The sequence below is a fragment of the Campylobacter concisus genome (assembly GCF_003049735.1).
Classification (GTDB): domain Bacteria; phylum Campylobacterota; class Campylobacteria; order Campylobacterales; family Campylobacteraceae; genus Campylobacter_A; species Campylobacter_A concisus_AN.
The window spans coordinates 830,540-855,237 of sequence record NZ_PIRM01000001.1 but is presented as its reverse complement, the minus strand read 5'-3'; the positions used below and the strand labels follow the sequence as shown (position 1 = coordinate 855,237).

Annotated in this window: 20 protein-coding genes; 18 read left to right on the top strand and 2 right to left on the bottom strand. The window is 39.0% G+C overall.

Going from position 1 to position 24,698, the window contains the following annotated elements; all coding sequences use genetic code 11:
• Positions 1-220 precede the first annotated feature (220 nt).
• The 6 genes from CVS97_RS04330 to CVS97_RS04305 all read left to right on the top strand — a co-directional run bounded on the left by CVS97_RS04330 (position 221) and on the right by CVS97_RS04305 (position 8,368).
• A complete protein-coding gene (locus tag CVS97_RS04330; RefSeq protein ID WP_107785183.1) occupies positions 221-5,242 on the top strand; it encodes a retention module-containing protein in 5,022 nt (1,673 codons plus the stop codon).
• A 100-nt stretch (positions 5,243-5,342) separates the two neighbouring features.
• Positions 5,343-5,936, top strand: a complete 594-nt coding sequence (locus tag CVS97_RS04325; RefSeq protein ID WP_054196173.1) for a LemA family protein — start codon at positions 5,343-5,345, stop codon at positions 5,934-5,936.
• On the top strand, positions 5,936-6,790 hold the full coding sequence (locus CVS97_RS04320; protein ID WP_159070913.1) for a TPM domain-containing protein: 855 nt from the start codon (positions 5,936-5,938) through the stop codon (positions 6,788-6,790). Before CVS97_RS04325 ends, CVS97_RS04320 begins: the two co-directional genes overlap by 1 nt.
• 66 nt (positions 6,791-6,856) lie before the next feature.
• Positions 6,857-7,537 (top strand): ABC transporter substrate-binding protein, encoded by a 681-nt coding sequence (locus CVS97_RS04315; protein ID WP_107785181.1) that lies wholly within the window; start codon positions 6,857-6,859, stop codon positions 7,535-7,537.
• Positions 7,518-7,781 carry a hypothetical protein gene (locus CVS97_RS04310; RefSeq protein ID WP_107785180.1) on the top strand — a complete coding sequence of 88 codons (264 nt, stop codon included), beginning with the start codon at positions 7,518-7,520 and terminating at the stop codon, positions 7,779-7,781. Before CVS97_RS04315 ends, CVS97_RS04310 begins: the two co-directional genes overlap by 20 nt.
• A 32-nt stretch (positions 7,782-7,813) precedes the next feature.
• A complete protein-coding gene (locus tag CVS97_RS04305) occupies positions 7,814-8,368 on the top strand; it encodes a hypothetical protein (protein ID WP_107785179.1) in 555 nt (184 codons plus the stop codon).
• Between the two features lie 365 nt (positions 8,369-8,733).
• On the opposite strand, the gene CVS97_RS09510 is transcribed toward CVS97_RS04305, so the two are convergent.
• Both CVS97_RS09510 and CVS97_RS04295 read right to left on the bottom strand, forming a co-directional pair.
• Positions 8,734-8,856, bottom strand: a complete 123-nt coding sequence (locus tag CVS97_RS09510) for a hypothetical protein (RefSeq protein ID WP_265094262.1) — start codon at positions 8,854-8,856, stop codon at positions 8,734-8,736.
• 178 nt (positions 8,857-9,034) lie between these two features.
• The gene (locus CVS97_RS04295; protein ID WP_107785178.1) at positions 9,035-10,132 is read right to left on the bottom strand and encodes a CinA family protein; all 1,098 of its coding nucleotides are present in this window, start codon (positions 10,130-10,132) and stop codon (positions 9,035-9,037) included.
• 95 nt (positions 10,133-10,227) lie between these two features.
• Here CVS97_RS04295 and ileS point away from each other — a divergent pair, with 95 nt between their 5' ends.
• The 12 genes from ileS (at position 10,228) to CVS97_RS04235 (ending at position 24,694) form a co-directional block, all read left to right on the top strand.
• Positions 10,228-12,984: an isoleucine--tRNA ligase gene (gene ileS, locus CVS97_RS04290; RefSeq protein ID WP_107785177.1), complete on the top strand. Its 2,757-nt coding sequence runs from the start codon at positions 10,228-10,230 to the stop codon at positions 12,982-12,984.
• A 99-nt stretch (positions 12,985-13,083) separates the two neighbouring features.
• Positions 13,084-14,442 (top strand): Asp-tRNA(Asn)/Glu-tRNA(Gln) amidotransferase subunit GatA, encoded by a 1,359-nt coding sequence (gene gatA / locus CVS97_RS04285; RefSeq protein ID WP_107785176.1) that lies wholly within the window; start codon positions 13,084-13,086, stop codon positions 14,440-14,442.
• 4 nt (positions 14,443-14,446) lie between these two features.
• Positions 14,447-15,895, top strand: a complete 1,449-nt coding sequence (gene guaB / locus CVS97_RS04280; RefSeq protein ID WP_021085271.1) for an IMP dehydrogenase — start codon at positions 14,447-14,449, stop codon at positions 15,893-15,895.
• A complete protein-coding gene (metX, locus tag CVS97_RS04275; RefSeq protein ID WP_107785175.1) occupies positions 15,895-17,001 on the top strand; it encodes a homoserine O-acetyltransferase MetX in 1,107 nt (368 codons plus the stop codon). Before guaB ends, metX begins: the two co-directional genes overlap by 1 nt.
• 3 nt (positions 17,002-17,004) lie before the next feature.
• Positions 17,005-17,196, top strand: coding sequence for an exodeoxyribonuclease VII small subunit (gene xseB / locus CVS97_RS04270; RefSeq protein WP_004317712.1), 192 nt, complete (start codon positions 17,005-17,007; stop codon positions 17,194-17,196).
• On the top strand, positions 17,189-17,983 hold the full coding sequence (locus CVS97_RS04265; protein ID WP_107785208.1) for a carbon-nitrogen hydrolase family protein: 795 nt from the start codon (positions 17,189-17,191) through the stop codon (positions 17,981-17,983). The genes xseB and CVS97_RS04265 overlap by 8 nt, the downstream gene beginning before the upstream one ends.
• A gap of 119 nt (positions 17,984-18,102) precedes the next feature.
• Positions 18,103-18,456: an MmcQ/YjbR family DNA-binding protein gene (locus CVS97_RS04260; protein ID WP_107785174.1), complete on the top strand. Its 354-nt coding sequence runs from the start codon at positions 18,103-18,105 to the stop codon at positions 18,454-18,456.
• 85 nt (positions 18,457-18,541) lie between these two features.
• Positions 18,542-19,849, top strand: coding sequence for a UDP-N-acetylmuramate--L-alanine ligase (murC, locus tag CVS97_RS04255; RefSeq protein ID WP_107785207.1), 1,308 nt, complete (start codon positions 18,542-18,544; stop codon positions 19,847-19,849).
• Entirely contained in the window at positions 19,849-20,166 is a 318-nt protein-coding gene (locus tag CVS97_RS04250; protein ID WP_107785173.1) for a hypothetical protein, read from the top strand. Before murC ends, CVS97_RS04250 begins: the two co-directional genes overlap by 1 nt.
• On the top strand, positions 20,160-20,504 hold the full coding sequence (locus CVS97_RS04245; protein WP_107785172.1) for a hypothetical protein: 345 nt from the start codon (positions 20,160-20,162) through the stop codon (positions 20,502-20,504). Before CVS97_RS04250 ends, CVS97_RS04245 begins: the two co-directional genes overlap by 7 nt.
• The gene (locus tag CVS97_RS04240; protein ID WP_107785171.1) at positions 20,501-22,705 is read left to right on the top strand and encodes an endonuclease MutS2; all 2,205 of its coding nucleotides are present in this window, start codon (positions 20,501-20,503) and stop codon (positions 22,703-22,705) included. Before CVS97_RS04245 ends, CVS97_RS04240 begins: the two co-directional genes overlap by 4 nt.
• 75 nt (positions 22,706-22,780) lie before the next feature.
• A complete protein-coding gene (locus CVS97_RS04235; protein WP_107785170.1) occupies positions 22,781-24,694 on the top strand; it encodes an EAL domain-containing protein in 1,914 nt (637 codons plus the stop codon).
• Positions 24,695-24,698: the final 4 nt, after the last annotated feature.

Sequence of the window (24,698 nt, the reverse complement as noted above, 5' to 3'; positions counted from 1 at the left end):
ATATTTTGCTTGATTAATTATATTGACAATCAAAAAACTATTTTTTTGATAAAAGCTCAGAATTCGCTTTTTACAAACTATTGACATTTGGAATTTATATATTTATTTAATATATTTTTTTCTTAAAAGATAAAATTTCTCATATAAAGTTATATCTTATAAAGATAGTATATAATCACGTAAAAATTTAAATAATACAAAATAATAATAAGGAGTATTCTTGGCTAAAGAAGCTGGAGTAGTAAAATTTATTAGTGGCAAGGCAGTTGCTATCGATCAAAACGGAAATGAGAGAGAGCTAAAAGTAGGTGACATCCTTTATATGGGAGAGAGCATCAAGACAAGTGATGCCGCTGATAAAATAACAATTGTTTCAAATAATGGAAAAGAGATTACGATCGTAGGTAATGATACACTTGCTTTAAATCAAAGTACTATAGGCGCAGAAGGCTTGGCAGATATTAGTGATTTGCAAAATGCTATTTTAAATGGTGGAGATCTAACAAAACTTGAAGAGACCGCAGCTGGTGGAAATACTGCTGCTGGTGGTGGAGATGGCGTTAGCCTAAGTGACGCTAAATTTGCTGAGGGTGGTCACTACTCAAACATTAATGCAACATATAGAAATTTAAGTGATACAAACAGAGCTTTTGCATCATACGATAGCCCAATAAGCGGATACAATGGTGGAGATGATACTATAATCCCAAGCAATCCTCTTGTAACTTTTATAAGCGATCTTAATAACGATGGTACTTTAAGTAGGGTTGAGCATGCACGCGATACAAATTTAAATACGTCAAAAGTTCTTATTACAATTCCAAATGATGGCACAGTAAGGGCCGGAGATATACTAAATATCACTATAACTAAGCCAGATGGTAATACTGAAAATAAAACAATTCCTATCACTCCAACTATCATAAGCAATGGTTATCAGTTTGATGCTCCAATACAGACTGGTAAAATTTCAAAAGTTGATGCAACTATTACAAATTTTCAAGGAAATGTTAGTGGTAGAAGTGAAGATAGCGTAACTTCAAGTGGCTTTAGTGCTCCAGAGGTTAAATTTACAGAGGATAACAGTCCTGATAATAATCTATTAACATATACTGAAAATGCTAAAGATGGTAAATTAAATGAAACTCCAGTACTTATAACTGTAAAAGATGTGATTGTCGGAGATGTGCTTCACGTGACTTTAACAAAGCCTGATGGCACAACTGAGGTTAAAAATGTATCTATTGATCAAAACATAATAGATAATGGATATAAGATAAGTAATATGCCAGTTGAGCACGGTAAGCCTTCAAAAGTAGAAGCTTACGTAGCAGATAGTACAAACACGATGAGAAGTGCAGTTGCAAGTGACTCTACTACTCTTGATGTAAAACCGACTTTGAAATTTACTGAAGATACAGATGATAATATCTATCTATATGATAATGAAAATAAGCAAGATAACGACTTTAGAAGTACGACAGTAGAAATAACTCTACCAAAAGATGTAGTTATTGGCGATAAAATCGTTATAACATATACCGATCCACTAACTAAGCAAGATACAACAAAAGAAATTTCTCTTACACAAGAGATGATTGATAATCAAAAAGTAAATACATCTCTTCCGATATTTCCAGATGTAAGAACATCAGCTAGTGTTCATGTGGTAGATAAAAACAATGTTCGAAAAAGCGAAGAGTCAGATCAAGATAGTGTAATGCCTATTGGTAGAAATTTAGAAATGACATTACCAGAAGAAAAGACTCTTCATGAAATTTCAAGACAAGAAAGTACTGATGACAATGAAGTAAATAAAACCACAGCAAGGATTACTCTGCCAAATAAAATTGATAATGGCGATAAGCTTACGCTAACTATTACTGGACCTGATCCTGATGATCCTGTAAATAATCCTTCTAAAACTTATACAAGAGAATTTACTATACATATGGATAGTAAAGGTGTTGTAACTAGTGTAACAGAAAATGGAACTTCTAATGTTTTAACGCCTATAAAAGCAGGAGATAATCAATATATCATCAATGTTTCTGGTATCCAACTAAAGCATGGAGAAGATACGACTATTAAGGCCAAAGTTACAAATTTAAATCCAGATAGGCATACATCTATAAATGAGTCAGAAGTATCGGCCAGTTTAGAATATGTAAAAAAACCTGAAGTTATCTTTGAAGAGGCTAATGGCACTAGGAGTATGAGCAGAGAGCAAGCTATGAATGATGGTAATCTTAATAGTACAACAGTCACTATAAAGCTTCCTAAAAATGCAGTAAGTGGAGATAAACTAACTGTAACTATAAAAGAGCCAAATGAAGCTACTGCTAGAGAAATAAAATACACTATTGGAAAAGATAATAATGGTAAGTTCTTTGTAAAAGATAGCGATGGCAATAAAATAGATACAGAAACAGATGGTAGAAGCTTTAAAATTTCTGGCATTAAAACAGCAACTGGTCTAGAAACTAAAGTAACAGCTGAGATAAAAGATAAAGATGGTATTCAGCATGCAGAAGATACAAGCACGGTTACTATCTCAAATATAAATGATATGGCGGTATATTTCAAAGAGGATACTGACCGTAACGTATCCTTAACGAGAGCAGAGAGCAAGGACGCGGATGGCGACCTACATAAAACGACAGTGATAGTAAAAGTGCCAAATAACGTTATAGCTGGTGATGTGGTAACTGTAAAAATAGATAATGGCACTTCACCTAAAACTTATAAGGTTACAGGTAGAGACCCAAGCGGTAAAATCATGCTAGAAGATACTTCTACTCATGCTTCTATAACTGCAAGTGATAAAAATGAGATAGAAATTCCTGGCGTAGAGATCATTGCTGGCAAGACCATCAATGTAACTACTGAGACCACCGATACAAGTGGCGGCAAGAAGGCCGAAGCTCAAAATCATAATACTCTTGAAAAGCTTCATGAAGACATGGAGATAACTTTTGAAAAAGATACCAATAATGATGGTATTTTGGGCAGCACAGAGGCAACTGGAGCGACTACTATAGCAACTATCAAGCTTCCTTCAAATTTTGTTTTAGGTGATAAATTAATAGTAGAGTCACACAACGAAGACACGCCAAACAATAAAACGACCAAGATATATGAGATAGTAAAAGACAATAACGGCAAATTGATAGCCAAAAATGGCAGTGAAGAGCTTGATATTACCGATGATGCTGATAGCAATAAGGTGGTCAAATATACACTTGGCTTAACAGAAGATCATAAGACTATCATTAATGCCAAGGTTACTGATAATACTGGTGCTGATAAGGTTGAGACAAATAGCGATATTACGCTTGATGCTCAAGGTAGCGGTTCTGGAACAGGCTTTAGGCTATTTATTGATGAGGATAAAGATAGAAACGGAGTTCTAAGTAGAGATGAAGCCATGAAGGATGGAAAATTAAATACCACTTCGGCAACACTTCAAATCCCAACCACTGTAAATAGTGGCGATATTATAAAAGTCAAGGTAAATGGCGGAGTAGAACAAGAATATACTATTGTTTCAAATGTCAGCAATCGCATTACTCTAAAATTTCCAGATAATCACACTGAATTACTTCCAACAGACAATAAACTAAAAATTTCTGGTGTTCATATAGATAAAGATCATCCAGCAGTGGTTGAAGCTACTATAAATGGAGTAACAAAAACAGCTAAAGCTACATTAGAATCAGTAGATACTAAAAATTTAAAGATTGAATTTGTTGAAGATAATGCAAGTAGAGACAATGTAATAGACAGAGATGAAGCTATTTTGGACAATGATATAAAAAAGACAATTATAAGCGTTCAGGTGCCGCATAATGTCACAAATGGTGATAAGGTAGCAGTAACAATAAAAGAACCTCAAGCTAATGGTACAACAGGGTCTAGAACCATAACTTATACAGTTTCAAAAACTGCCAATGGTAAAATTTCACTTACAGATGATACTACTCATGTTACTACACAGTTAGCAAACAATACTATAAAAATTCCTGGCGTTGCTATGCTTCCAGGTCGTGAAACTAGTGCAGTAGCTACTATAACAAATGGTGCTGAGACTACAACTAGCAGCGAAGCAAAAGCTAAACTTGCACCTTTAAGTGAAGCGGGATTAAGTGTAAGCATAGTTGCTGATAAAAATGATAATGGCATTATCTCAAGAGATGAGTCAGGTAGTAAAATTTCAAAGGTTTATGTTTCTATCCCAGGAAGTGTTGTAGCTGGTGATAAGATAGATGTCAAGATAACGAATCCTGATGGATCTACCGCGACTAATCATTACGAAGTTATAGGAAAAGACGTTAATGGTAAAACTACTTTAAAAAATATAGCAGATCCTATGCATCCGATTACACTAGGCAGGGATAATCCACTTGAACTTGATGCTACTATCGCAGTTGATAAAGAAACAAAAGCCGAAGTTACTCTAACTGACACATTTGGTGAGAGTAAAACAGTAAGCGATACGGCACATGCTGAGATCGATGCTATAAGAGGTATCATGTTTAATAAAGATATAAAAACCTCAGAAAGCGGTGAGAGATCTACTACGGTTAAAGTTTATCTTAATGAAGATGCCAGAAATGGAGATACGGTAGAGTTTAAATACACTGATCCAGATAACCATACACTAACCAAGACCGCAACATATACTCTATCAGCTGCAGATATAGCAAAAGGCACATTTGATCAAGAGCTTGATATCAATGCAAGATCAGCCTATGATCTAAATGTTAAAGCCTCACTTAAAACTTCTGATGGCTTAGAGTCCAAGTCTTACGAGCCTTATAAGCCACTTCATATAGGCGTTGAAAACTATACGGTTAAATTTGACGCAAGTAAAGATATGAAAGGTGGCGAAGGTCATGATACTTTGGTGTTTGATAAGCAAATAGTTGATCTTAGAGGCATTTCTAATCTTGATTCAAAAGTGGAAAGCTTTGAAAATCTTGAGCTTAAAGGAAAGACAGAGATCAAATTTAATGCACAAAATATCCTTGATATCACTGATAATTCTGACACGGTACTTAAGATAAAAGGTGGTGATGTTGATGCTAATGGCAATAAAATCACAAAAGTTGATCTAGTTCATAAATGGACAGTAGATCATACATATGATACTGCTGGATTTAAAGGCTACACAAGCATAGATCAAATAAATGGAAAAACTATCCATATCCAAATAGACGATAAAATCCATACCGATCTTTAATCCCCAAAATGAGTGCGTAAATTCGCACTCATTTCAAACTAAAACTCACATTATTTTTTAAGTCTTGTTTTACTAATATTTGCTCCTTAAAGGAGAAAATATGAAAAATTTAATAGCCGTTATTATAGTTATTGCTGCACTTGCTTTTGGCGCTTTTAAGTATATAAATTCATTTGTTGCACTTGATGAAAATGTAAATGCAAAGTGGTCGCAGGTGTTAAATCAATATAAAAGAAGAGCCGAGCTTGTGCCAAATTTAGTTGAGACTGTAAAAGGCTACGCAGCTCATGAGCAAAAAATTTTTGAAGATGTGGCAAATGCTAGAAGTAAGAGCATGCAAGTAAGCGTTGATGCAAGTGGTCTTAGTGATGAAGCTAAGATGAAAGAATTTATGACAGCACAAAGCTCATTTGGCTTGGCACTTGGCAGGCTTATGGCAGTTAGTGAGAACTATCCAGAGCTAAAAGCAAATCAAAATTTCTTATCTCTTCAGAGTCAGCTTGAAGGTACGCAAAACCGCATAAGCGTAGCAATGCATGATTATATCGAAGCTGTAAAAGAGTATAACGTAGCCCTTAGAAGCTTTCCAAATAAATTTATAGCAAGTGCTTTTTATCCTGAGCTAAAGCCAAAACAAAATCTTGAAATAAGTAACGAAGAGAAGATAAATCCAAAAGTTTCATTTGAGAAATGATGAAGAAAATTTTTGCTCTTTTATTTTTTACATTTTGCTTTTGTTTTGCCATAAATTTTAACGAGCAGATAAATGATGAGGCTCAAATTTTCTCTAAAAATGAGAAGGCTGAGCTTTTGAGCTTGGTGCAAAATTACGAGCAAAATAGTACGACGCAAATTGCTATCGTGACTCTTAAATCACTAGAAAATAAAAGCATAGAAGAGGTCTCTCTTGAGATAGCTAGAGGCTACAAGCTAGGACAAAAACAAAGTAGTAATGGAGTGCTTTTAATAATCGCTCCAAACGAGAGAAAAGTACGTATAGAGGTTGGTTATGGACTTGAAGGTGTGCTAACTGATGCTATATCAAGCCAGATCATAAATGATGTGATAGTGCCTAAATTTAAGCAAGGCGATATGGGTGATGGCGTGATAGAGGGCATAAGAGCCATCATAAAAGTGGCTAGTGGCGAAGAATTTGAAAGTGCGAGTGATGATGAAGAGATACCGTTTGGAATAGTTGCCTTTTTTGCTGGCATGATCTCGTGTTTTGTCTCTGGCTTTTTAGGTAAATTTTTTATGCGAGTTGGCTTTAGTGCGTGTTTTGCAGGGCTTATATCTACGGTATTTGAGCAATTTTTTGGCGTGCAAAATTACTTCATTGTCTTTGCCATTGTATTTGTAATATTTTTTATTATTTTAAAAAATGCCTTTAAAAAAAATACTCAAAGCAAAAATACACACAGTGATTTCGGGTGCGATAGATCAGACTCAAATAGCAGTGGCAGTGGCCATTCAAGCAGTTCAAGAGGTGGTGGCTTTAGTGGCGGCGGAGGCGGTTTTGGCGGAGGTGGGGCAAGTGGCAGCTGGTAAAATTTCATCAAAGATTAGCTTGTAAAGTTCAAACCCTTTAAAATATATAAAAACTTAGGAGCAAAGATGCTAGCTGGCGAGCTACTTAAAAGCCATTTTGCTAAATTTGATCTAGTGGCAGTGCTTAGTAAATTTTTAGAGCAAAGTCATTTTGATAAAGAAAAATTTGATCTGCTCAAACAAAATAACTTTAAAATTTTAGATAAAAATATAAAACAAGAGATAGTTGGGACTACTGGTTTTAAAGAGTTTTTTGACGAGAAATTTCAGAGCTTTTTATGCGAGCTTATGCAAAGTAAAGTTTTAATTGTTTCTGGCAAAGAGTATAAATTTAGCGAGCTTGAAATTTATACTTGTTTTGACGCAAATACTTATAAAAGGCAGTGTGAAGCTGGAGAGATTTACTTTCATAATTTTGGCTTCGACATATCTTTTAAAAGCGAGCCATCACTTTATGGCGGCATTTTAGTAAGAAGCCTAAAGCCCTTAAACGGGCAAAATTTTATCTTTGGGCCAAGAAAATGTGCCTTGCATATCTTAAATAGCAAAATGAGTAATTTAAACTTTGATCTAAAAGAGGCTGATTTTAGAAAAGATAAGATTATTTATACGCCACGTATTAGATCATTTGGCGATGAAAACCAGCAAAAAAATGATCGTCTTAGAGCATTTACTGACGAGTTTGAAAAAGCCTTAGAGTTTGATGAAAATTATAAAAAGAGATTAAATGCCTATAAAAAGGGGTGAAATCCATCTTTTTATCAGCTTTTGCGGTGAGAAATTTAGCCCAAAAATGCTAGATAAAAAAGATCGCAGAAGGCTAAAAAAATATCCAAATTTAATAAAACAAAACTCATTTAAAATATCTCGCTACTTAAAATTTAAAGCAAAGATGCGAGGTAAAATCTGTCTTTCTCATAAAGAAAATATCGCAGTTCTAGCCATTTCAAAAGCAAAGATTGGAGTCGAAGATTTAAAAAAGAAATTTTAGCTCTAAAATCAATGAAGGATTTTAAGAAATTTATGCTTGATGAAAATACAAGTGTGGCTTACGTGAGTGGCTTTGTAAAAGGGGCAGCAAGTGATGAGGTTCTAGAGCGCCACAACGCCTTTAGTCTAAATTTCGCTGACTCGCTAAATGAAAGCCTAACTCAGGCAAAAGAGCTTGCTCTAAAGCTAAAAATAGCAGCACTTGTGATCGCCTTTTTACTGCTATGGTTTTACTTTAGCGCAATTGTTTCGGCACTTGTGATGGGCGTCATCATCTTTGGCGTGCTTCTTACACTCTTTGTCTTTGCCGTTTTTGGCGTAAATTTAAGCATTTTTGGCGTCTTTGGGCTAATCCTTGCAAGCGCTGTGGGGATTGATTACATGATATTTGCGCTAAATGCGAGCCTTAGCGAAAAAGAGCGAATTTATGGGATATTTTGCGCATTTATCACGAGCTTTATATCCTTTTTTACCCTCTCTTTTAGTCAGACCGCCGCTCTTAGCGTCTTTGGACTAAGTGTTAGCCTTTGCGTTCTGATATATGGGCTATGTGCTAGCGTTTTATCTTGTAAAAAGATAAAAATTTAGTTTTATTTTTATGCCCCAAGCGTTTTGACTAGCTTGGGGCTTTGGTTTTTACATTATAACGGCTAGTTCGCCTGTAACTGCGTTTTTATTTACCTCGTTTTGGACGTTTGAGGCTGAAATGAGATCAAATTTATATGGCGGCTTAAATAGCGATTTGTCTAGTTTTTTGTAAGCGTTGCCCTTTTAAAAACCTTTATTTTCCGCTTTCAAAAATACACTTATGTCTTACTAAATTTGCGCGGCATGAGGTGCCGTAAGCTTGCATAAATTTGGCATAAGAGCCAAACTCGCCACTACTAATCTCGCTTATAAATTTATCTAACCCTCGCTCTTACTATTTTGTGGGATATTACCTTTGCTAAGGTCTATGAGGTCATCCACATAAATGACATAGTCGCGTATTTTATGAGCTCTTGTCTATCTTTTGTGACAACTTCTTTACTCTCTTTATTGGCATATCCACCAAAATTTTGCGCCAATGTATCCAAAGGTGAGTTGCTTGCGTTTATCTCTCCCGGCTACATCTTGGTACAAATACAAATAACTAAGAAATGGCGAACAACAATATCTTTTAAATATTTTTAGCTTCCTAAATTTGGCTTTTTGATCTTTTAGTATAAAAATTTTTGGCTAGCTAAATTTCACGCAAGATTTTAAAGGCAAATTTTAAGCAAAAAATATCTCACTTTTTAGGCGAAGCAAGCATAGATAGGCACTTAGCACGCTTTGCTCTCTTACGTAGTTGCGCTCCCCTTTTAAAAGAAGCCTCTCAACCTCGATGTTACCGTCTCTATCGCCAGCTGCAACATATACTGTGCCAACTGGCTTGCTAGCTGTGCCCCCACCTGGTCCAGCGATGCCACTAATCGCAAGCGCAAAGTCCGCATTTGTCGTGCTTAGCGTGCCTTTTACCATCGCTTTTACGCAAGGCTCGCTAACAGCTCCATAAGTATCTAAAATTTCATCCTCAACGCCCAGCCACTCGTGCTTTATGTGATTTGCGTAGGTTACTAGCGAGCCATCAAAGCTGGCTGAGATGCCGCCATATCTTGCAAATTTAGCCGCGGCAAGCCCAGCCGTGCAAGACTCGGCAAATGAAATTTTAAGCCCCTTTTGCATGAGCCTCTTTGCTATAAATTCGATCACATCTTTTTGTGGGATAAATTTTTGCGAAAATAGCGTTTTTACACCTTGTAAAAAGCTCTCGATCTGGCCAAATTTATTGCTTTTTGCCCTTACTAGTATCAAATTTGGCAGGATCTGCGCAAGAGTGATATTAACCTCGTAAGTTTTAGCAAGTGGCAGCATAAGGATCCTCGCGCTATCTGCATCGATATCCATTAGATGGAAATAGCTAAAATCAGGCTCGTATTCGATTAAAAACTCGCCTAGCTCTTCATTCGGGTTAGCTTTTATGAGATTTATCTGAGCGTTATTTAGCTTGACCAAAAAGCTATTTTTTGAGTAGTCTAAGCTATCTTTAAGCGCAAGAGTTGTGCTATCTTTTAGCTCGAGAGAGCCCCCAGTTAGCGTCGCTACGATCTTTGCAGCGATGGCAAAATTTTCATCTGAGCCAAAAATGCTTACAAAGTCGTAATCTTTTGATAAATTTTCGATAATAAAAGGTAGCTCTTTGCTATTTTTTGGAGCAAAACTGACCACTCCAAGCTCGCCAAAATGATCCTCGTAGCTTTGAAAAATGTAGTTTAGAAATTCTCTATTTATCTCAAGATCTTCCCCTATTATCAAGATACTTTGTCTCATTTTTAAGCTCCTTTTTTTGCCTCATTATACTATTTTTCAGTGTGATTTAACCAGCACAGGTGTAAAATTAGCAAATTTTAAAATCAAGGTAAAAAATGGACTACAAAGAGACACTTTTACTCCCAGAGACAAATTTCCCGATGCGCGGAAATCTTCCACAAAATGAACCACAAAGGTTAAAATCATGGTACGAAGAGCGCAAGGTCTATGAAAAAATGAAGAAAAACCGTCAAAAAGCGGTTAAAAACTTCAACATCCACGACGGCCCTCCGTATGCAAACGGCCACCTACACATCGGCCACGCGTTAAATAAAATTTTAAAAGATATCATCACAAAAACGCACTATTTTTACGGCGAAAACGTCCGCTACGTGCCAGGCTGGGACTGTCATGGCTTGCCTATCGAGCAGCAAGTCGAAGTAAAGCTTGGCGATAAGAAAAAAGAGCTTAGCAAGGTCGAGATCAGGGAGCTTTGCAGGCAGCACGCGAGAGAATTTATAGACATTCAGCGAAATGAATTTAAAAGCCTTGGCATCATCGGCGACTTTGAAAATCCATACATGACGATGAAATTTGAGTTTGAGGCTGACATCTACAAAGCACTTTGCGAGATCGCTAAAAAGGGTCTTTTGGTAGAGAGAAGCAAGCCAGTTTACTGGAGCTGGGCGGCTAGATCGGCGCTAGCTGAAGCTGAGGTCGAGTACGAGGAGAAAGAGGACTACTCTATTTACGTAGCATTTGAGCTTGACAGTGACGCACTAGAAAAGCTTGGTATAAAAGAGGCCAGTGCTGTCATCTGGACGACTACGCCTTGGACACTCCCAGCAAATCAAGCCATAAGCCTAAATCCAGATGAAATTTACGTGCTAACGGCTGAAAATTTGATCTTTGCAAAGCCACTACTTGAAAGCGTTGTACAAAGCGGCCTAAGCAAAGGTGAGATCAAAAAAGAGTTTAAATCAAGCCTACTGGAAAACACTCACGCGATAAATCCACTAAACGGCAGAAAGTCTAAATTTTTACTAGGCGATCACGTCATGATGGATGGGGGTACTGGACTTGTTCATACAGCTCCAGGACACGGCGAGGACGACTACTATGTTTGCCTAAAATATGGTTTTAGCGAAATTTTGATGCCGGTTGATGATGGTGGCTGCTACGATGAGAGCTTAAAACATCATGGACTATTTAGAAGCGACGTGGTAGACGAGTTTGTCGGTATGCACATCTTTAAAGCAAATGAGAAAATTTTAGAGCTACTTGGCAAAAATTTACTTAGCGTCTCTAAATTTAGGCACTCTTATCCATTTTGCTGGAGAACGCATAAGCCTGTTATTTATAGAGCCACAAAGCAGTGGTTTATAGCTATGGATGAGGCTAAACTAGGTGGAAAAACACTTAGACAAACAGCACGCGAGGAGCTTGAAAGGGTTAAATTTTATCCAAGCGTTGGTATAAAAAGAATAGGCTCAATGATAGAAAATCGCCCAGACTGGTGTATCTCTCGTCAGCGTGACTGGGGCGTTCCGATCGCGTTTTTTAGAGATAAAGCGACAAAAGAAGTTATATTTGATAGTGAAATTTTAGACCACATCGCAGGCATTTTTAAAGAAAAAGGCGCTGATGCGTGGTGGGCGCTAAGTATAGACGAGCTTTTACCAAAAGGCTCAAAATACAAGGCTGAAAATTTAGAAAAAATGATGGACATCCTTGATGTTTGGTTTGATAGCGGCTCGACTTGGCACGCGGTCTTACAAAGCGACAACTACGATGCTGGCAAATACCCTGCAAGCATGTATCTAGAGGGCTCAGATCAGCACCGCGGTTGGTTTCAAAGCTCGCTTCTAGTAAGCACAGCTATAAATTCTCACGCACCTTACGAGAGCATCCTAACTCACGGTTTCACAGTCGATGCTAAGGGCGAGAAGATGAGTAAGAGCAAGGGTAACGTCATCGCTCCACAAGACGTGGCCAAGACTCATGGCGTAGAAATTTTGCGCCTTTGGGTTGGCATGAGTGATTACTCGAGCGATTTAAAAATAAGCGAAGATATATTAAAGCAAATCAGCGAGCAGTACCGCAAAATCCGCAACACGATCCGCTTCTTACTAGCAAACGTAAATGACCTTGAAAGCTTAAATACAGAGTTTAACATCCTTGATAAGTGGATCTTAGCACGCGCTAAAAAGGTCTTTGATGAGGCGAGCGCTTGCTTTAGAAATTATGACTTTTCAAAGGGCTTTAATATCCTTTTAAATTTCTTATCAGCCGATCTTAGCGGCGTATATCTTGACGTTTGCAAAGATAGGCTTTACTGCGACGCAAAAGACGCCCCAAGAAGAAGGTCGGCTCAAAGCGCAATGGCGATCATTACAAAGGCACTTTTGCCACTCATCGCTCCAACGCTTACTTACACCGTCGATGAGGTGATGGACTACGCTCCAAAGATCATCAAAGGCGACGCAAAAGACGCGTTTGACTTAGTCTATGAGCCAATCATTTTTGATCTTAGTTTTGAAGATGAGCTGCTTTTTGCCAGCAGGGAGAAATTTAACGAGATCGTGGACGTTCTTAAAAAGGACAAAAAGATAAAATCAACTCTAGAGCTAAGCCTAGAGACCACAAGCCACAACATCACAAGCTATGACGAGCGCGAAGTGGCTGATCTTTACATGGTAAGCTCGGTTAGACCTTACGATGATAGCGAGCCACTAGCTGAGTTTGAGCTTGAGGGTGATAAATTTAAAATCATAGCAAGCAACCTTCACAAATGCCCAAGATGCTGGAAATTTAATGCTAGCAAAGAAGATGCGCTATGCCCAAGATGTGAAGAGGTCATAAGTGCTAAGTGAGCCAGTAAGCGCAACTATCATAATAGCAACGATCGCCGCGGTGGTCGTTGTTAGCTTGTTTGGCATATTTTTGGTTAATAAATTTAAAGGATAAAAATAGTGGTAACTTTAAAAGAAGCTTTGAAATTTTCAGCTGAAGAGATAAGAAATTTAAGAGCCGAGCTTGAGGCAAAGATCATAAAAGAAAAAGAGCTTGGCGCTTATGTCGAGCAGCTAGCAAATTTAGAGATCGCAAAACTAGGCGAGGGCGTGCCTATCGCTATAAAAGACAACATCCAAGTAAAAGGCTGGAGCGTCACAAGTGCTTCTAAAATTTTACAAGGCTACGTAGCACCTTATAACGCAACCGTTATCGAGAAGCTACTTAGCAAAAATTTAGCTCCATTTGGTCGCACAAATATGGACGAATTTGCGATGGGAAGCACGACTGAGAGCTCATTTTACGGCAAAACACTAAACCCACTAAATCATGCTCACGTCCCAGGTGGCAGTAGTGGTGGCTCAGCAGCAGCAGTCGCAGCTGGTCTTGCAGTCGCAGCACTTGGTAGCGACACTGGTGGCTCGATCCGCCAGCCAGCGGCATTTTGCGGATGCGTGGGACTTAAGCCAACTTACGGCAGAGTGAGCAGATATGGCCTTGGTGCCTACTCAAGCAGTCTTGATCAAATAGGCCCGATCGCTCAAAACGTAGAAGACGCAGCCATTTTATATGATGCTATCGCTGGACATGACCCAAAAGATAGCACGAGCGCAGATGTGCCATTTGTGAGCATTAGCGACAAGATAGATGGCAACAAAAAACTAAAAATTTGCGTCATTAAAAACTACGTCGAAAACGCAAGCGAGCAGACAAAAGCTGCTTTAAATCTAGCAATCGAGAAGCTAAAATCACACGGTCACAGCGTAACTTACACAAATTTTGAAGACTCAAAATATGACGTCGCAGCTTACTACATCATCGCAACTGCAGAGGCAAGCGCAAATTTAAGCCGCTACGATGGCGTAAGATACGGCAGATGCGCAGAGGCTAGAAATTTAAAAGAGCTATATGTAAATTCACGCTCAGAGGGCTTTGGCGAAGAGGTAAAAAGAAGAATTTTGCTTGGTACATTTGTACTAAGTAGCGGATACTACGATGCTTACTACATCAAAGCGCAAAAAGCAAGAGCGCATATAAAAGCTCAGTACGAGAAAATTTTAGAAGAAAATGATCTCATCTTCATGCCAGTTGCTCCAAGCACAGCTTATAAATTTGGAGCACACAGCGATCCGCTTCAGGCCTATCTAAGCGACATTTACACTATCAGCGTAAATTTAGCAGGCCTACCAGCTATCTCTGTGCCAGTTGGCAAAGATGATCAAAATTTAAACGTGAGCGCTCAGCTCATCGCAAAAGCGTGGGACGAACAGACCTTGATAAATGGTGCTAAGAGCCTAGAAAATTTAATAAAAGGATAAAAATATGAAGATAGTAAAGAGAGCTTTAACATTTGAGGATGTGCTTCTTGTGCCGCAATACTCTGAAATTTTGCCAAAGCAAGTTGATGTAAAAACCAGGATCAGCAAAAATGTCACGCTAAATATCCCGATCGTCTCTGCTGCGATGGATACGGTGACTGAGCATAGAACTGCTATCATGATGGCAAGGCTCGGCGGTATCGGCGTCATCCACAAAAATATGGATGTCGAAAGCCAAGCAAAAGAGGTCAAACGCGTCAAAAAAAGCGAAAGTGGCGTCATCATCGATCCTATCTTTATAAATCCAGAAGCAACCGTGGCTGAAGCTCTAAGCCTTATGTCAGATCTTCATATTTCAGGCGTTCCAGTCATCGACAAAGACCGCAAACTAATAGGAATTTTAACAAACCGCGATTTGAGATTTGAGACAAATATGAGCACTTTGGTAAAAGACCGCATGACAAAAGCGCCACTTATCACTGCACCAAAGGGCTGCACGCTTGATGATGCGGAGAAAATTTTCTCTCAAAATAGGGTTGAGAAGCTACCTATCGTCGATAAAGACGGCAGACTTGACGGCCTTATCACCATAAAAGATCTAAAAAAACGTAAAGAGTATCCAAACGCAAACAAAGATAGCTATGGCAGACTTCGCGTGGCTGCGGCTATTGGCGTGGGTCAGATAGACCGCGCTAAAGCGCTAGTCGATGCTGGCGTAGATGTCATCGTCATCGACTCAGCTCACGGCCACTCAAAGGGCATCATCGACACTTTAAAAGAGGTAAAAGCAAATTTTAATGTCGATGTCGTAGCTGGCAATATCGCAAACCCAGCAGCCGTAAAAGACCTAGCAGAAGCAGGAGCAGACGGCATAAAAGTGGGCATCGGACCAGGATCTATTTGTACTACAAGGATCGTTGCTGGCGTTGGCGTGCCTCAAATTTCAGCGATTGATGACTGCGCAAGCGAAGCAGCAAAATACGGCATCCCAGTTATTGCTGATGGTGGTTTAAAATACTCAGGCGACGTGGCAAAAGCCCTTGCAGCAGGTGCAGCTTGCGTTATGGCTGGTAGCTTGCTTGCAGGTTGCGAGGAGAGCCCAGGTGAGCTTATAACATTCCAAGGTCGCCAGTATAAAGTATATCGTGGCATGGGCTCAATAGGCGCTATGACAAAGGGCAGCTCGGACCGCTACTTCCAAGAGGGCACCGCTCAAGACAAGCTTGTGCCTGAAGGCATCGAAGGCCGTGTGCCATTTGCTGGCAGCATAAAAGATGTGATACATCAGCTAATAGGCGGCCTAAGAAGCGCTATGGGCTATGTTGGCGCAAAAGACATCCCAACTCTTCAAGAAAGAGCTGAATTTGTCGAGATAACAAGCGCAGGACTAAAAGAGAGCCACGTCCATGACGTAGTTATCACTCACGAGGCACCAAACTACAAAGTTAATTAGTGTTAGACCTGCAAACTAGAACTATTAAATTTAACGAGCCACTCTATCTTGAGAGTGGCCGTATGCTATCAAATTTCAAGCTTATTTACGAGACTTACGGCACGCTAAATGCTGATAAAAGCAACGTTATCGTGATTTGTCACGCCCTAACTGGCTCGCACCACGCTGCTGGCACATACGCAGGCGATGAGAAAGCTGGCTGGTGGGACGGGCTAATAGGCAGTAAAAAGGCGGTCGATACGGATAAATTTTACGTTATTTGCGTAAATATCTTAGGCTCGTGCTTTGGCTCGACCTCGCCGCTAAGCGTTGATCGAAGTAGCGGCAAAGAGTATAGGCTAAATTTCCCAGTCCTTGCCATAAGCGACGTGGTAAAGGCGCAGATGAGGCTATTTAGCGAGCTTGGCATCACGAGAGCAAGAGCCGTGATAGGCGGTAGTCTTGGTGGTATGCAGGCACTTTGCTACGCTATCGAGTTTCCAGAATTTGCACAAGATATCATAATGCTAGCAAGCACCTACCAGACTAAGCCATGGGCGATAGCGTTTAACAAAATCGCCATCGAAGCCATTTTAAACGATGAAAATTTCAAAAACGGCGAATACGACGCGGAATTGATAAGAAAAAATGGTCTAAAAGGTATGGCTTACGGCAGGATGGCGGGCCATATAAGCTTTTTAAGCCCTGATAGTATGGATGAGAAATTTGGACGAAACTACGTAGAAACTGACGGTCTTTACGAGCTTTCTGGGCGCTTTCAGGTGGATCGCTACATGGAGTACAACGGCTACAACTTCCCAAAGAGGTTTGACCCACTAAGCTACCTATACATCGTAAAAATGATGAACATCTTTGACTGTACAAGACACTATGACAACCTAAAAGACGCCCTTGCGCCGATCAAAGCAAATTTGCATCTAATTGCTTTCAAAGGCGATCTGCTCTTTCCGCCGTGCTGCATGAGAGAGATTTATGACACGCTTTGTGAGATGGGGCGAGGAGAGAATACAAATTTTGTAGAGATAGATAGCAACTACGGCCACGACGCCTTTTTGGTCGAGATAGAAAAATTTGATGGATATATAAAAAATATATTAAAAGGATAGAAAATGGAGCAAAAAGAGCAAAGCTTTGAAGAAAAATTAGCCCTAGCAGATAAAATTTTAAACGATCTAAACAAAGATGATGTGAGCTTAGAAAATAGCATAAAGCTGCACGAACAAGGCAAAAAACTTTTAAATGAAGCAAGAGAAATTTTAGAAAATGCAAAACTTAGCATAAAGCAGGTGGATGATGAGTAGAATTTGTGCTCTTCAGCTACCAACGCAGCCTTTAAGCGAAGCTAGGCTTGATTATTACCTAAAAATTTGTGCGGACGAAAACGCAAGACTTGTTGTCCTTGGCGAATACGTGCTAAATAGCTTTTTTAAAGAGCTCATTAGCATGCCAAAAAGCCTTATAAAAGAGCAGAGCGAGCGCAAAAAAGAGGCTCTTTTTGCAATGGCAAAAAAGTATGATCTAAATATCGTTGCACCCATTGTAAATCTAAAAGGCAAGGAAATTTTTAAAAGTCTAGCCAAATTTACCCCAACACAAGTCAAGCTATATGATCAGCAAATTCTCATGCCTTACGCTCACTGGAATGAGGCGAAATTCTTTAATAACACAAGCGATGAGCTAAATTTGCCTGTCTTTACATATGATAAATTTAAGGTCGGCGTCATGTTTGGCTATGAGGCGCACTTTGATGTGTGCTGGGCGTATATGAGCGCTAAGAAGGTCGATATCGTGCTCGTGCCAACGGCTTGTACATTTTTCTCGCAGGCGCGCTGGGAGGAGCTTTTAAAGGTTAGAGCCTTTACAAACAACGTCTACGTGCTCCGCGTAAACCGCGTAGGAAGCCATAAAAGTGAGGATGCGCAGTGGAGCTTTTACGGCGATTCGATGCTTATTAATCCGTTTGGTGAAGTTAAAAATAGGCTCGGAAAAAATGAAGAGATGATGATAGATGAGCTTAGCAAAAAGGAGCTTAGCGAGGCTAGAAGCACTTGGGGTTTTATGCAGATAGAGGCTAAATTTAAAAGATAAAACGCTGTGCCTAGGCAGAAAAGAGCAAATTTAGCAAAAGTTATCACAATTGTGAGTTGAGTAATGTGCCATCACAACTATGATAATGATCGCTTTTTAAAAGAATTTTGGAGTGAAATTTGAAACGAAGCGAGATTGAAAAATATATAAAAGAGAAATTTAACGTTTTAGGCGAGCAAATTTTCCCAAAATATCCAAATTTTAGTGCCTTTCGTCACAAGAAAAATGAGAAGTGGTTTGCACTACTTATGCAGTTAAGCGCTAGCAAGCTTGGTCTTGAAAGTGACGAGATGATAGAAGTTTTAAATCTAAAATGCAGCCCAGATCTAGCCATGGTACTAGTTGATGAGCGGCAAATTTTTAAGGCATATCATATGAACAAAAAGCACTGGATAAGTGTAAATTTAAACTCCAAAATCTCACAAAAAACAGTTTTTGATCTGATAGATGAAAGCTTTAGCTTAAGCAAATAAAAGCCATTTTCAGCCTTAAATTTAGTAGTTTTTGTTAAAATCACGAAAAACTTAAGGATAAAATTTGCAAGAGCTAAACAACGAGATCAAAAAAGTCCATTTCATCGGCATCGGCGGCATCGGCATCTCAGCCATCGCTAGATTTTTACACGAAAAAGGCCACAAGATAAGCGGTAGTGACATCAAAGAGAGTAAAACGACGCTTGAGCTAAAAGATGAAGGTATCGAGGTCATCACGCCGCACTGCAAAGAGGCGATAAAAGACCAAGACTTTGTGGTCTATTCAGCTGCGATAAAAGAGGATAATATCGAGCTAGTGGAGGCCAGACGAAAGGGCATAAAGTGCTTTTCAAGAAAAGAAATTTTGCCTTATGTGCTTGAGGATAAGTGCGTCTTTGCGGTAGCTGGCGCGCACGGCAAGAGTACTACTTCAGCGATGCTAGCAAGCCTTATCGAAGGCTCAGTCATCATCGGCGCCATCTCAAAGCAGTTTGGCTCAAATATGCGCTACGCTAAAAGCGATAACGTCGTATTTGAGGCTGATGAGAGCGACTCTAGCTTTCTAAACTCAAACCCATATCTAGCCATCGTCACAAACGCAGAGCCAGAGCACATGGAGCACTACGATTATGATCTAGCTAAATTTTACGCAGCATACAAGGGCTTTTTAGAGCGCGCGAAGGTTAGAGTGATAAACGCTGAGGACGAGTTTTTAAGCACGCTTAAGCTTGATGCGATCAGGCTTTACCCAAGCACCGACATCACGGAGCTTAGGATGGTGGTAAGAGACTATCAGCCATACACCAGCTTTAATCTTAAAAATTTAGGCAAATTTGAAGCCTTTGGCATGGGTGAGCACATCGCCATAGACGCATCTTTGGCTATTCTTGCTGCGATGCATGAGACACCGCTTAAAGACATCAGAGAAAATTTACTAAATTTTAAAGGCATCAAAAAGCGTTTTGACATCCTTAGCGCAAACAAAAATTTCGTCCTAATCGACGACTACGCGCACCATCCAACCGAGATAAAAGCAACGCTAAAATCAGTCTTTGAATACGCCAAAATTTTAGGCATAAACAGTGTTACAGCGATATTTCAGCCACACCGCTACACAAGACTTAGCACAAATTTACCTGGCTTTAAAGAGTGCTTTAAAGGCGTTGATGAGCTTGTCATTTTGCCAGTTTATGCAGCTGGAGAAAATCCGATTGAAGTTGATATGAAGAGCGAGTTTAGCGAGTATAACCCGATCTTTACAGACAAGGTCGAGAGGGTAGAAGAGGGGATAGAATTTACAGATGAATTTGGCGTGAAAAACCGCCTAAGTGATGGCATCGTAGTTGGCTTTGGAGCGGGCGATATCAGCGTGCAGCTAAGAGGCGGATATTAATGGATCTAAGTAATTTCAAGCCTCAAGATGAAAATGAAATTTTAAAAGAGATAAAAGAAAAAGAGCTAAGCGAGGATGAAATTTCTACCCTTATAAATTTAGGCAAAAAAGATATCTTAATAGCGCTTGCAAGGTCGCAAAAGCTAAATAGCGCTCAGATAAAAGATATGCTGCCAAATGCCTCGTATATGGCTGTTTGCTTGTTAGTTGAAAAACAAGATATCAGTGAGGTTAAGGCTGAAATTTTAGAAAAGATCGAGCCTCATGCTGAGCTTTACAAAGAGCTTATCGCAAAGTATAAAGGCGTGAAATGGTAAGAAATTTGATCCTAATTGCTGGCTTGATCGTACTTTTTGGAGCGATCTGGGCGATAAAAGATGAAAAAATCGGCAAAGGTATAAAAGCGCTCGTTAGCGCGGTGCTTGTAGCGATCTTTATTTGCGTCTATTTTTACGAAGAGAATTTATCAAAAAACGAGGATGCTATCTCAAAGCTAGTTAGCGATTTTAAACAGGGCAAAGTGCTAAAATGTGGTGAATACAACGTAAGCTCTGAGAAATTTAACTATGAATTTGGTACGGCGTCATTTTTAGCTAAAAGAGAATTTAGCGAGCTCTCAGGCGTTATCGTGCCTATAAAAAGTTGCGAGCAATGACTGAAGAGATATTTTTAAAGCTCGATTTGGGCGAGTATTTAGAGAAATTTAACTCCTTTTTGGCAAGGCAAAAACCGCTATTTTTACAAGGCGACAGCAAAATCCACTTTGAAAACATCAGTGAGCTTTCAAAGTATGATTTTAAGGCGCCTGACGAGATAAAAGAGCTTGATGACGCGCTTATGAGACTTAACAAACAAGCAGTACTTCACATCAGTGAAATTTACGAATTTGCAAAGATCATTAAGTATTTTTCATATCTAAAAAAGCAAAAATTTGAAGGCAGGCTTGGCGAGTGGATAGCTAAGGTTGAAATCCCCGAAGCGATGAGCCAGATAGCAAACAGCTTTGATGAAAACGGCGAGTTTAGCGACAGCGTGGATGAGAGATTTCAGGCGATAAAGCAAGCATTTAGCGAGAAAAAACGCCAGATCGACGCTGAACTTAAAAAGCTCATCTACTCAAAGCATATCACGCCCTATCTAGTCGATACCCAGACGCACTACATCAACTCGCAAGAGGCACTTTTGGTGCGTGGCGGCTTTAACCATGCCCTAAAAGGCACCGTGATCGCTAGAAGCTCAGGCGGCTACTTCTACGTCGCACCTGCAAGCACTGAGCGCCTAAAAAAGGAGCAAAGCGAGCTACTTGATAGAAAAGAGGAGATCATTTTTGAGCACTGTAAGAAATTTAGCTTGCAGATGAGCAAGAGCCTGCTTTTTTTGAAATTTATAAATAACGCTTTTGATCAGTTTGACGCATATCAGGCGCGCGTAAATTTGGCTAGATCGCGTGACTATGAGTTTGTTTTGCCAAATAGCTCGCACGTTATCAAGCTTGAGAAATTTGCCCATCCAGCGCTTAAAAACCCAAAAAGCGTGAGCGTGGATTTTAGCAAAAAGGTGCTTTTAATAACCGGTGTAAATGCTGGCGGTAAGTCGATGCTTTTAAAATCGATCATCTCAGCCACGCTACTTGCAAAGTATCTGCTGCCTATGCGTATCGACGCAAATCGCTCAACGATCGGCTCTTTTAAAGAATTTGACGCAATCATCGAAGATCCGCAAAGTGTGAAAAACGACATCTCGACCTTTGCTGGCAGGATGGTGCACTTTGCAAGGCTTTTTACTAAAAAATCGATCATCATCGGCATTGACGAGATCGAGCTTGGCACCGACTTTGAGGAGGCTGCGAGCTTGTATGGCGTCATGATAGAGCGTCTCATCACTCAAGATATCAAAATGATCATCACGACCCACCACAAGCGCCTTGCGATGTTGCTAGCTAAGAATCCAGAGGTTGAGCTAGTGGCGGCACTTTACGACGAGGCGGCTCAAAGGCCTAAATTTGAGTTTCTAAAGGGTACGATCGGCAAGTCTTATGCCTTTGAAACGGCGGCAAGATACGGCATATCTCAAAATTTAGTGGCGCAGGCAAAGAAAATTTACGGCGAAGATAAAGAGAATTTAAACGAGATCATCACAAAGACGCTAAATTTACAAACCAAGCTTAATGAGGGCATAAAAGAGGTCACGGCAAAAGAGGAGCGGCTGGAGCATTTGCTTGAGGAGCAAAAAGAGCTAAAAGAGAAAAATGAGATCAAGCTAAATGCGACTATTTCAAAGCTTGAAAAAGAGTATTATGAAGCGATAAATGCGGCAAAAGCTGTTATAAATTTCAAGGACATAAAAGACAAGCAAAGAGCTCTAAATGTGGCAAATGAGAAAAAAGCTGCCATCGTTAAGCCTAAAAAAACTGAGCGCGAGAGCCTAAAAGTAGGCGATAGAGTGAAGTATGAAAATATAAAAGGTACGGTTTTAAGCATCTCTAAAAACGATGCAATGATCGAGTCAAATGGCATAAATTTACGTGTACCACTAGAGCTTTTAAGAAAAAATGGCAACGAAGTAGTCTTGCCTAAAAAAGGCGGCGTGAGCCTAAATGTCGATAAACCAAAAACTGCCTCACTCTCGATTGATCTGCACGGCATGAGAGCTGACGAGGCGATAGCAAAACTTGATAAATTTATCTCAGATAGTCTTGTTATGGGATTTGATGAGGTTAGCGTATTTCACGGCATCGGTACTGGCAAGCTTGCCTTTGCAGTTAAAAATTTCTTAAAAGAGCATCCAAGTGTGAAAGAATTTTTTGACGCACCGGCAAATCAAGGTGGATATGGAGCTAAAATAGTCAGGCTTTAACTTATTCCTAAAAGTTAAAATTTATTTTAAGGTTGATATAATCAGGGCAAGTACACAAAATAAGGGAAGTAACTTTTGAGTAACAAGGACGAGCAAACGGGTAAAAATCTAAACATCACTAAAACGATTATAGGTTTAGTGTTTGTTTTGGGAAGTATTTTTTTAGTCGAAAACCTGGCAGTTTTTTATTTTAAATTTAATAATGCTTCTGCTGAAAATGGTTTTAATCTTCGAAAGAAAGTTGATTATTTGACATATCAATATGTTGATTATTTCAAAAATGTCAGCAAATATGATGTCGCAAATTTCCAATCTTACATTAACGATAGTGCTATGGGTGATGTTCTTTTATTAAAGGATGATAATAAAAATGGATACAAGGTCGTAGCGTCTTCAGATAAAAGAATAATAAATCAAGAGTTTAACGACAAAAGCTGTGGAAATATCTTTGCTCATAATTTCCAAAAAGATTATTTTTGGGCAAAAATTTTGCCAGAAAATGCTGCTCAAGTTTGTATGTTTGTGCCAGTTGGAGAGTATATATTAGGCTTTAAAGGAAAGGTCGATCAACGTATTACTGGTGCGCATGATGAGTACTTTTTTGAGTGGCTTTTAAACAATATGGCTTTAACATTTATCTTAAGCTTCGTTGGCGCAATAGTTGCTTTATCTACTTGTATATGGTATGCGGTTAAATATATAAAAGAAAAAAATAACTATAATGCATTAAAAACAGATGCTAAAAAACAGATAGAAGAGCTTGGAGAAAAGCTTTATATCGATCCAATGACTGGACTTTTAAATAAAACAGCATTGGTGCGTGATATTAATAGCTATGAAAATCCTAAAGTAGTGCTTATAGATATTGATGATTTTGGTAAGATGAATGACTTTTACGGTAAATTTGCATGTGATCAGATTTTGGTCAAGATGGCTGATTTGATCAGTGAATTTGCCAAAGATGAGAATATGAAAGCTTACTGCATAGAAGCAGATAGGTTTGCTCTGGTAGAAGATAGCGATAGCTTTATCGATAGATATGAAGATATGGTTGAAGATTTGATAGAAATTTTTAAAGGCCGTATGCTAAGTATAGTCGATGAAGATGGTAGAGAGATAGAAGGTATCGAGATACATAGTACAATAGGCTTTGCTCTTGATAGTGACCAAACACTAAGAAAAGCAACAATAGCGTTAAAAACAGCAAAAGAGCAAGATAAAGACTATGTTTGCTACTTCAAAGGGCTAAATCAAAAAGAGGAATACGCAACTCAAATAGAACGCTCTAAACTGATACAATACGCCACTATAAATAACAATATTGTTCCTTATTTTCAGCCGATAGTTAATGACCAAAAGGTACCTGTAAAATACGAATGCTTGATAAGACTTTTAGATAGAGGCGACGTTATATCACCAAATGTCTTTTTAGATATCTCAAAGCGTATTAAGCGTTATGCTGATCTTGAGAAACAACTCATTAAAAAGTGTTTTAAGCAGCTTGTAGAGGATAAGAATTTAGTACTTTCTATAAATTTAAGCAGTAGAGATATGATTGATGGTGATGTTAGCTCACTTGTTTTAAATTTATTAAATAAACACAATGTTGCTGGCAGAGTAGTATTTGAGATCGTTGAAGATGAAGAGCTTAAAAATTTAGAGAGAGTTTCAAATTTTATCGAGCGTGTAAAAAGCATGGGCGCAAAGATTGCTATTGATGATTTTGGTTCAGGATATTCAAATTTTTCTTACATTATAAAGATTAAGCCTGACTATGTGAAGATCGACGGCTCTATTATAAAAGATATAGACATAAATAAAGATTCACACTCTATCGCAAGTGCGATCGTGGCATTTGCAAAAGACCTTGGTATAAAAACTATTGCTGAATATGTGCATTCAAAAGAGATATTTGAAATCTGTAAAGAAATCGGTGTAGATGAGTTCCAGGGCTTTTACTTTGGTGCACCAGAGCGTGCCGGCTCATAAGGCA

Coding starts and splice junctions, on each gene's coding strand:
- CVS97_RS04325 (WP_054196173.1), top strand. CDS start 5,343: ATGAAAAATTTAATAGCCGTTATTATAGTTATTGCTGCACTTGCTTTT.
- CVS97_RS04320 (WP_159070913.1), top strand. CDS start 5,936: ATGAAGAAAATTTTTGCTCTTTTATTTTTTACATTTTGCTTTTGTTTT.
- CVS97_RS04315 (WP_107785181.1), top strand. CDS start 6,857: ATGCTAGCTGGCGAGCTACTTAAAAGCCATTTTGCTAAATTTGATCTA.
- CVS97_RS04310 (WP_107785180.1), top strand. CDS start 7,518: ATGCCTATAAAAAGGGGTGAAATCCATCTTTTTATCAGCTTTTGCGGT.
- CVS97_RS04305 (WP_107785179.1), top strand. CDS start 7,814: ATGCTTGATGAAAATACAAGTGTGGCTTACGTGAGTGGCTTTGTAAAA.
- CVS97_RS04295 (WP_107785178.1), bottom strand. CDS start 10,132: ATGAGACAAAGTATCTTGATAATAGGGGAAGATCTTGAGATAAATAGA.
- ileS (WP_107785177.1), top strand. CDS start 10,228: ATGGACTACAAAGAGACACTTTTACTCCCAGAGACAAATTTCCCGATG.
- guaB (WP_021085271.1), top strand. CDS start 14,447: ATGAAGATAGTAAAGAGAGCTTTAACATTTGAGGATGTGCTTCTTGTG.
- xseB (WP_004317712.1), top strand. CDS start 17,005: ATGGAGCAAAAAGAGCAAAGCTTTGAAGAAAAATTAGCCCTAGCAGAT.
- CVS97_RS04265 (WP_107785208.1), top strand. CDS start 17,189: ATGAGTAGAATTTGTGCTCTTCAGCTACCAACGCAGCCTTTAAGCGAA.
- CVS97_RS04250 (WP_107785173.1), top strand. CDS start 19,849: ATGGATCTAAGTAATTTCAAGCCTCAAGATGAAAATGAAATTTTAAAA.
- CVS97_RS04245 (WP_107785172.1), top strand. CDS start 20,160: ATGGTAAGAAATTTGATCCTAATTGCTGGCTTGATCGTACTTTTTGGA.
- CVS97_RS04240 (WP_107785171.1), top strand. CDS start 20,501: ATGACTGAAGAGATATTTTTAAAGCTCGATTTGGGCGAGTATTTAGAG.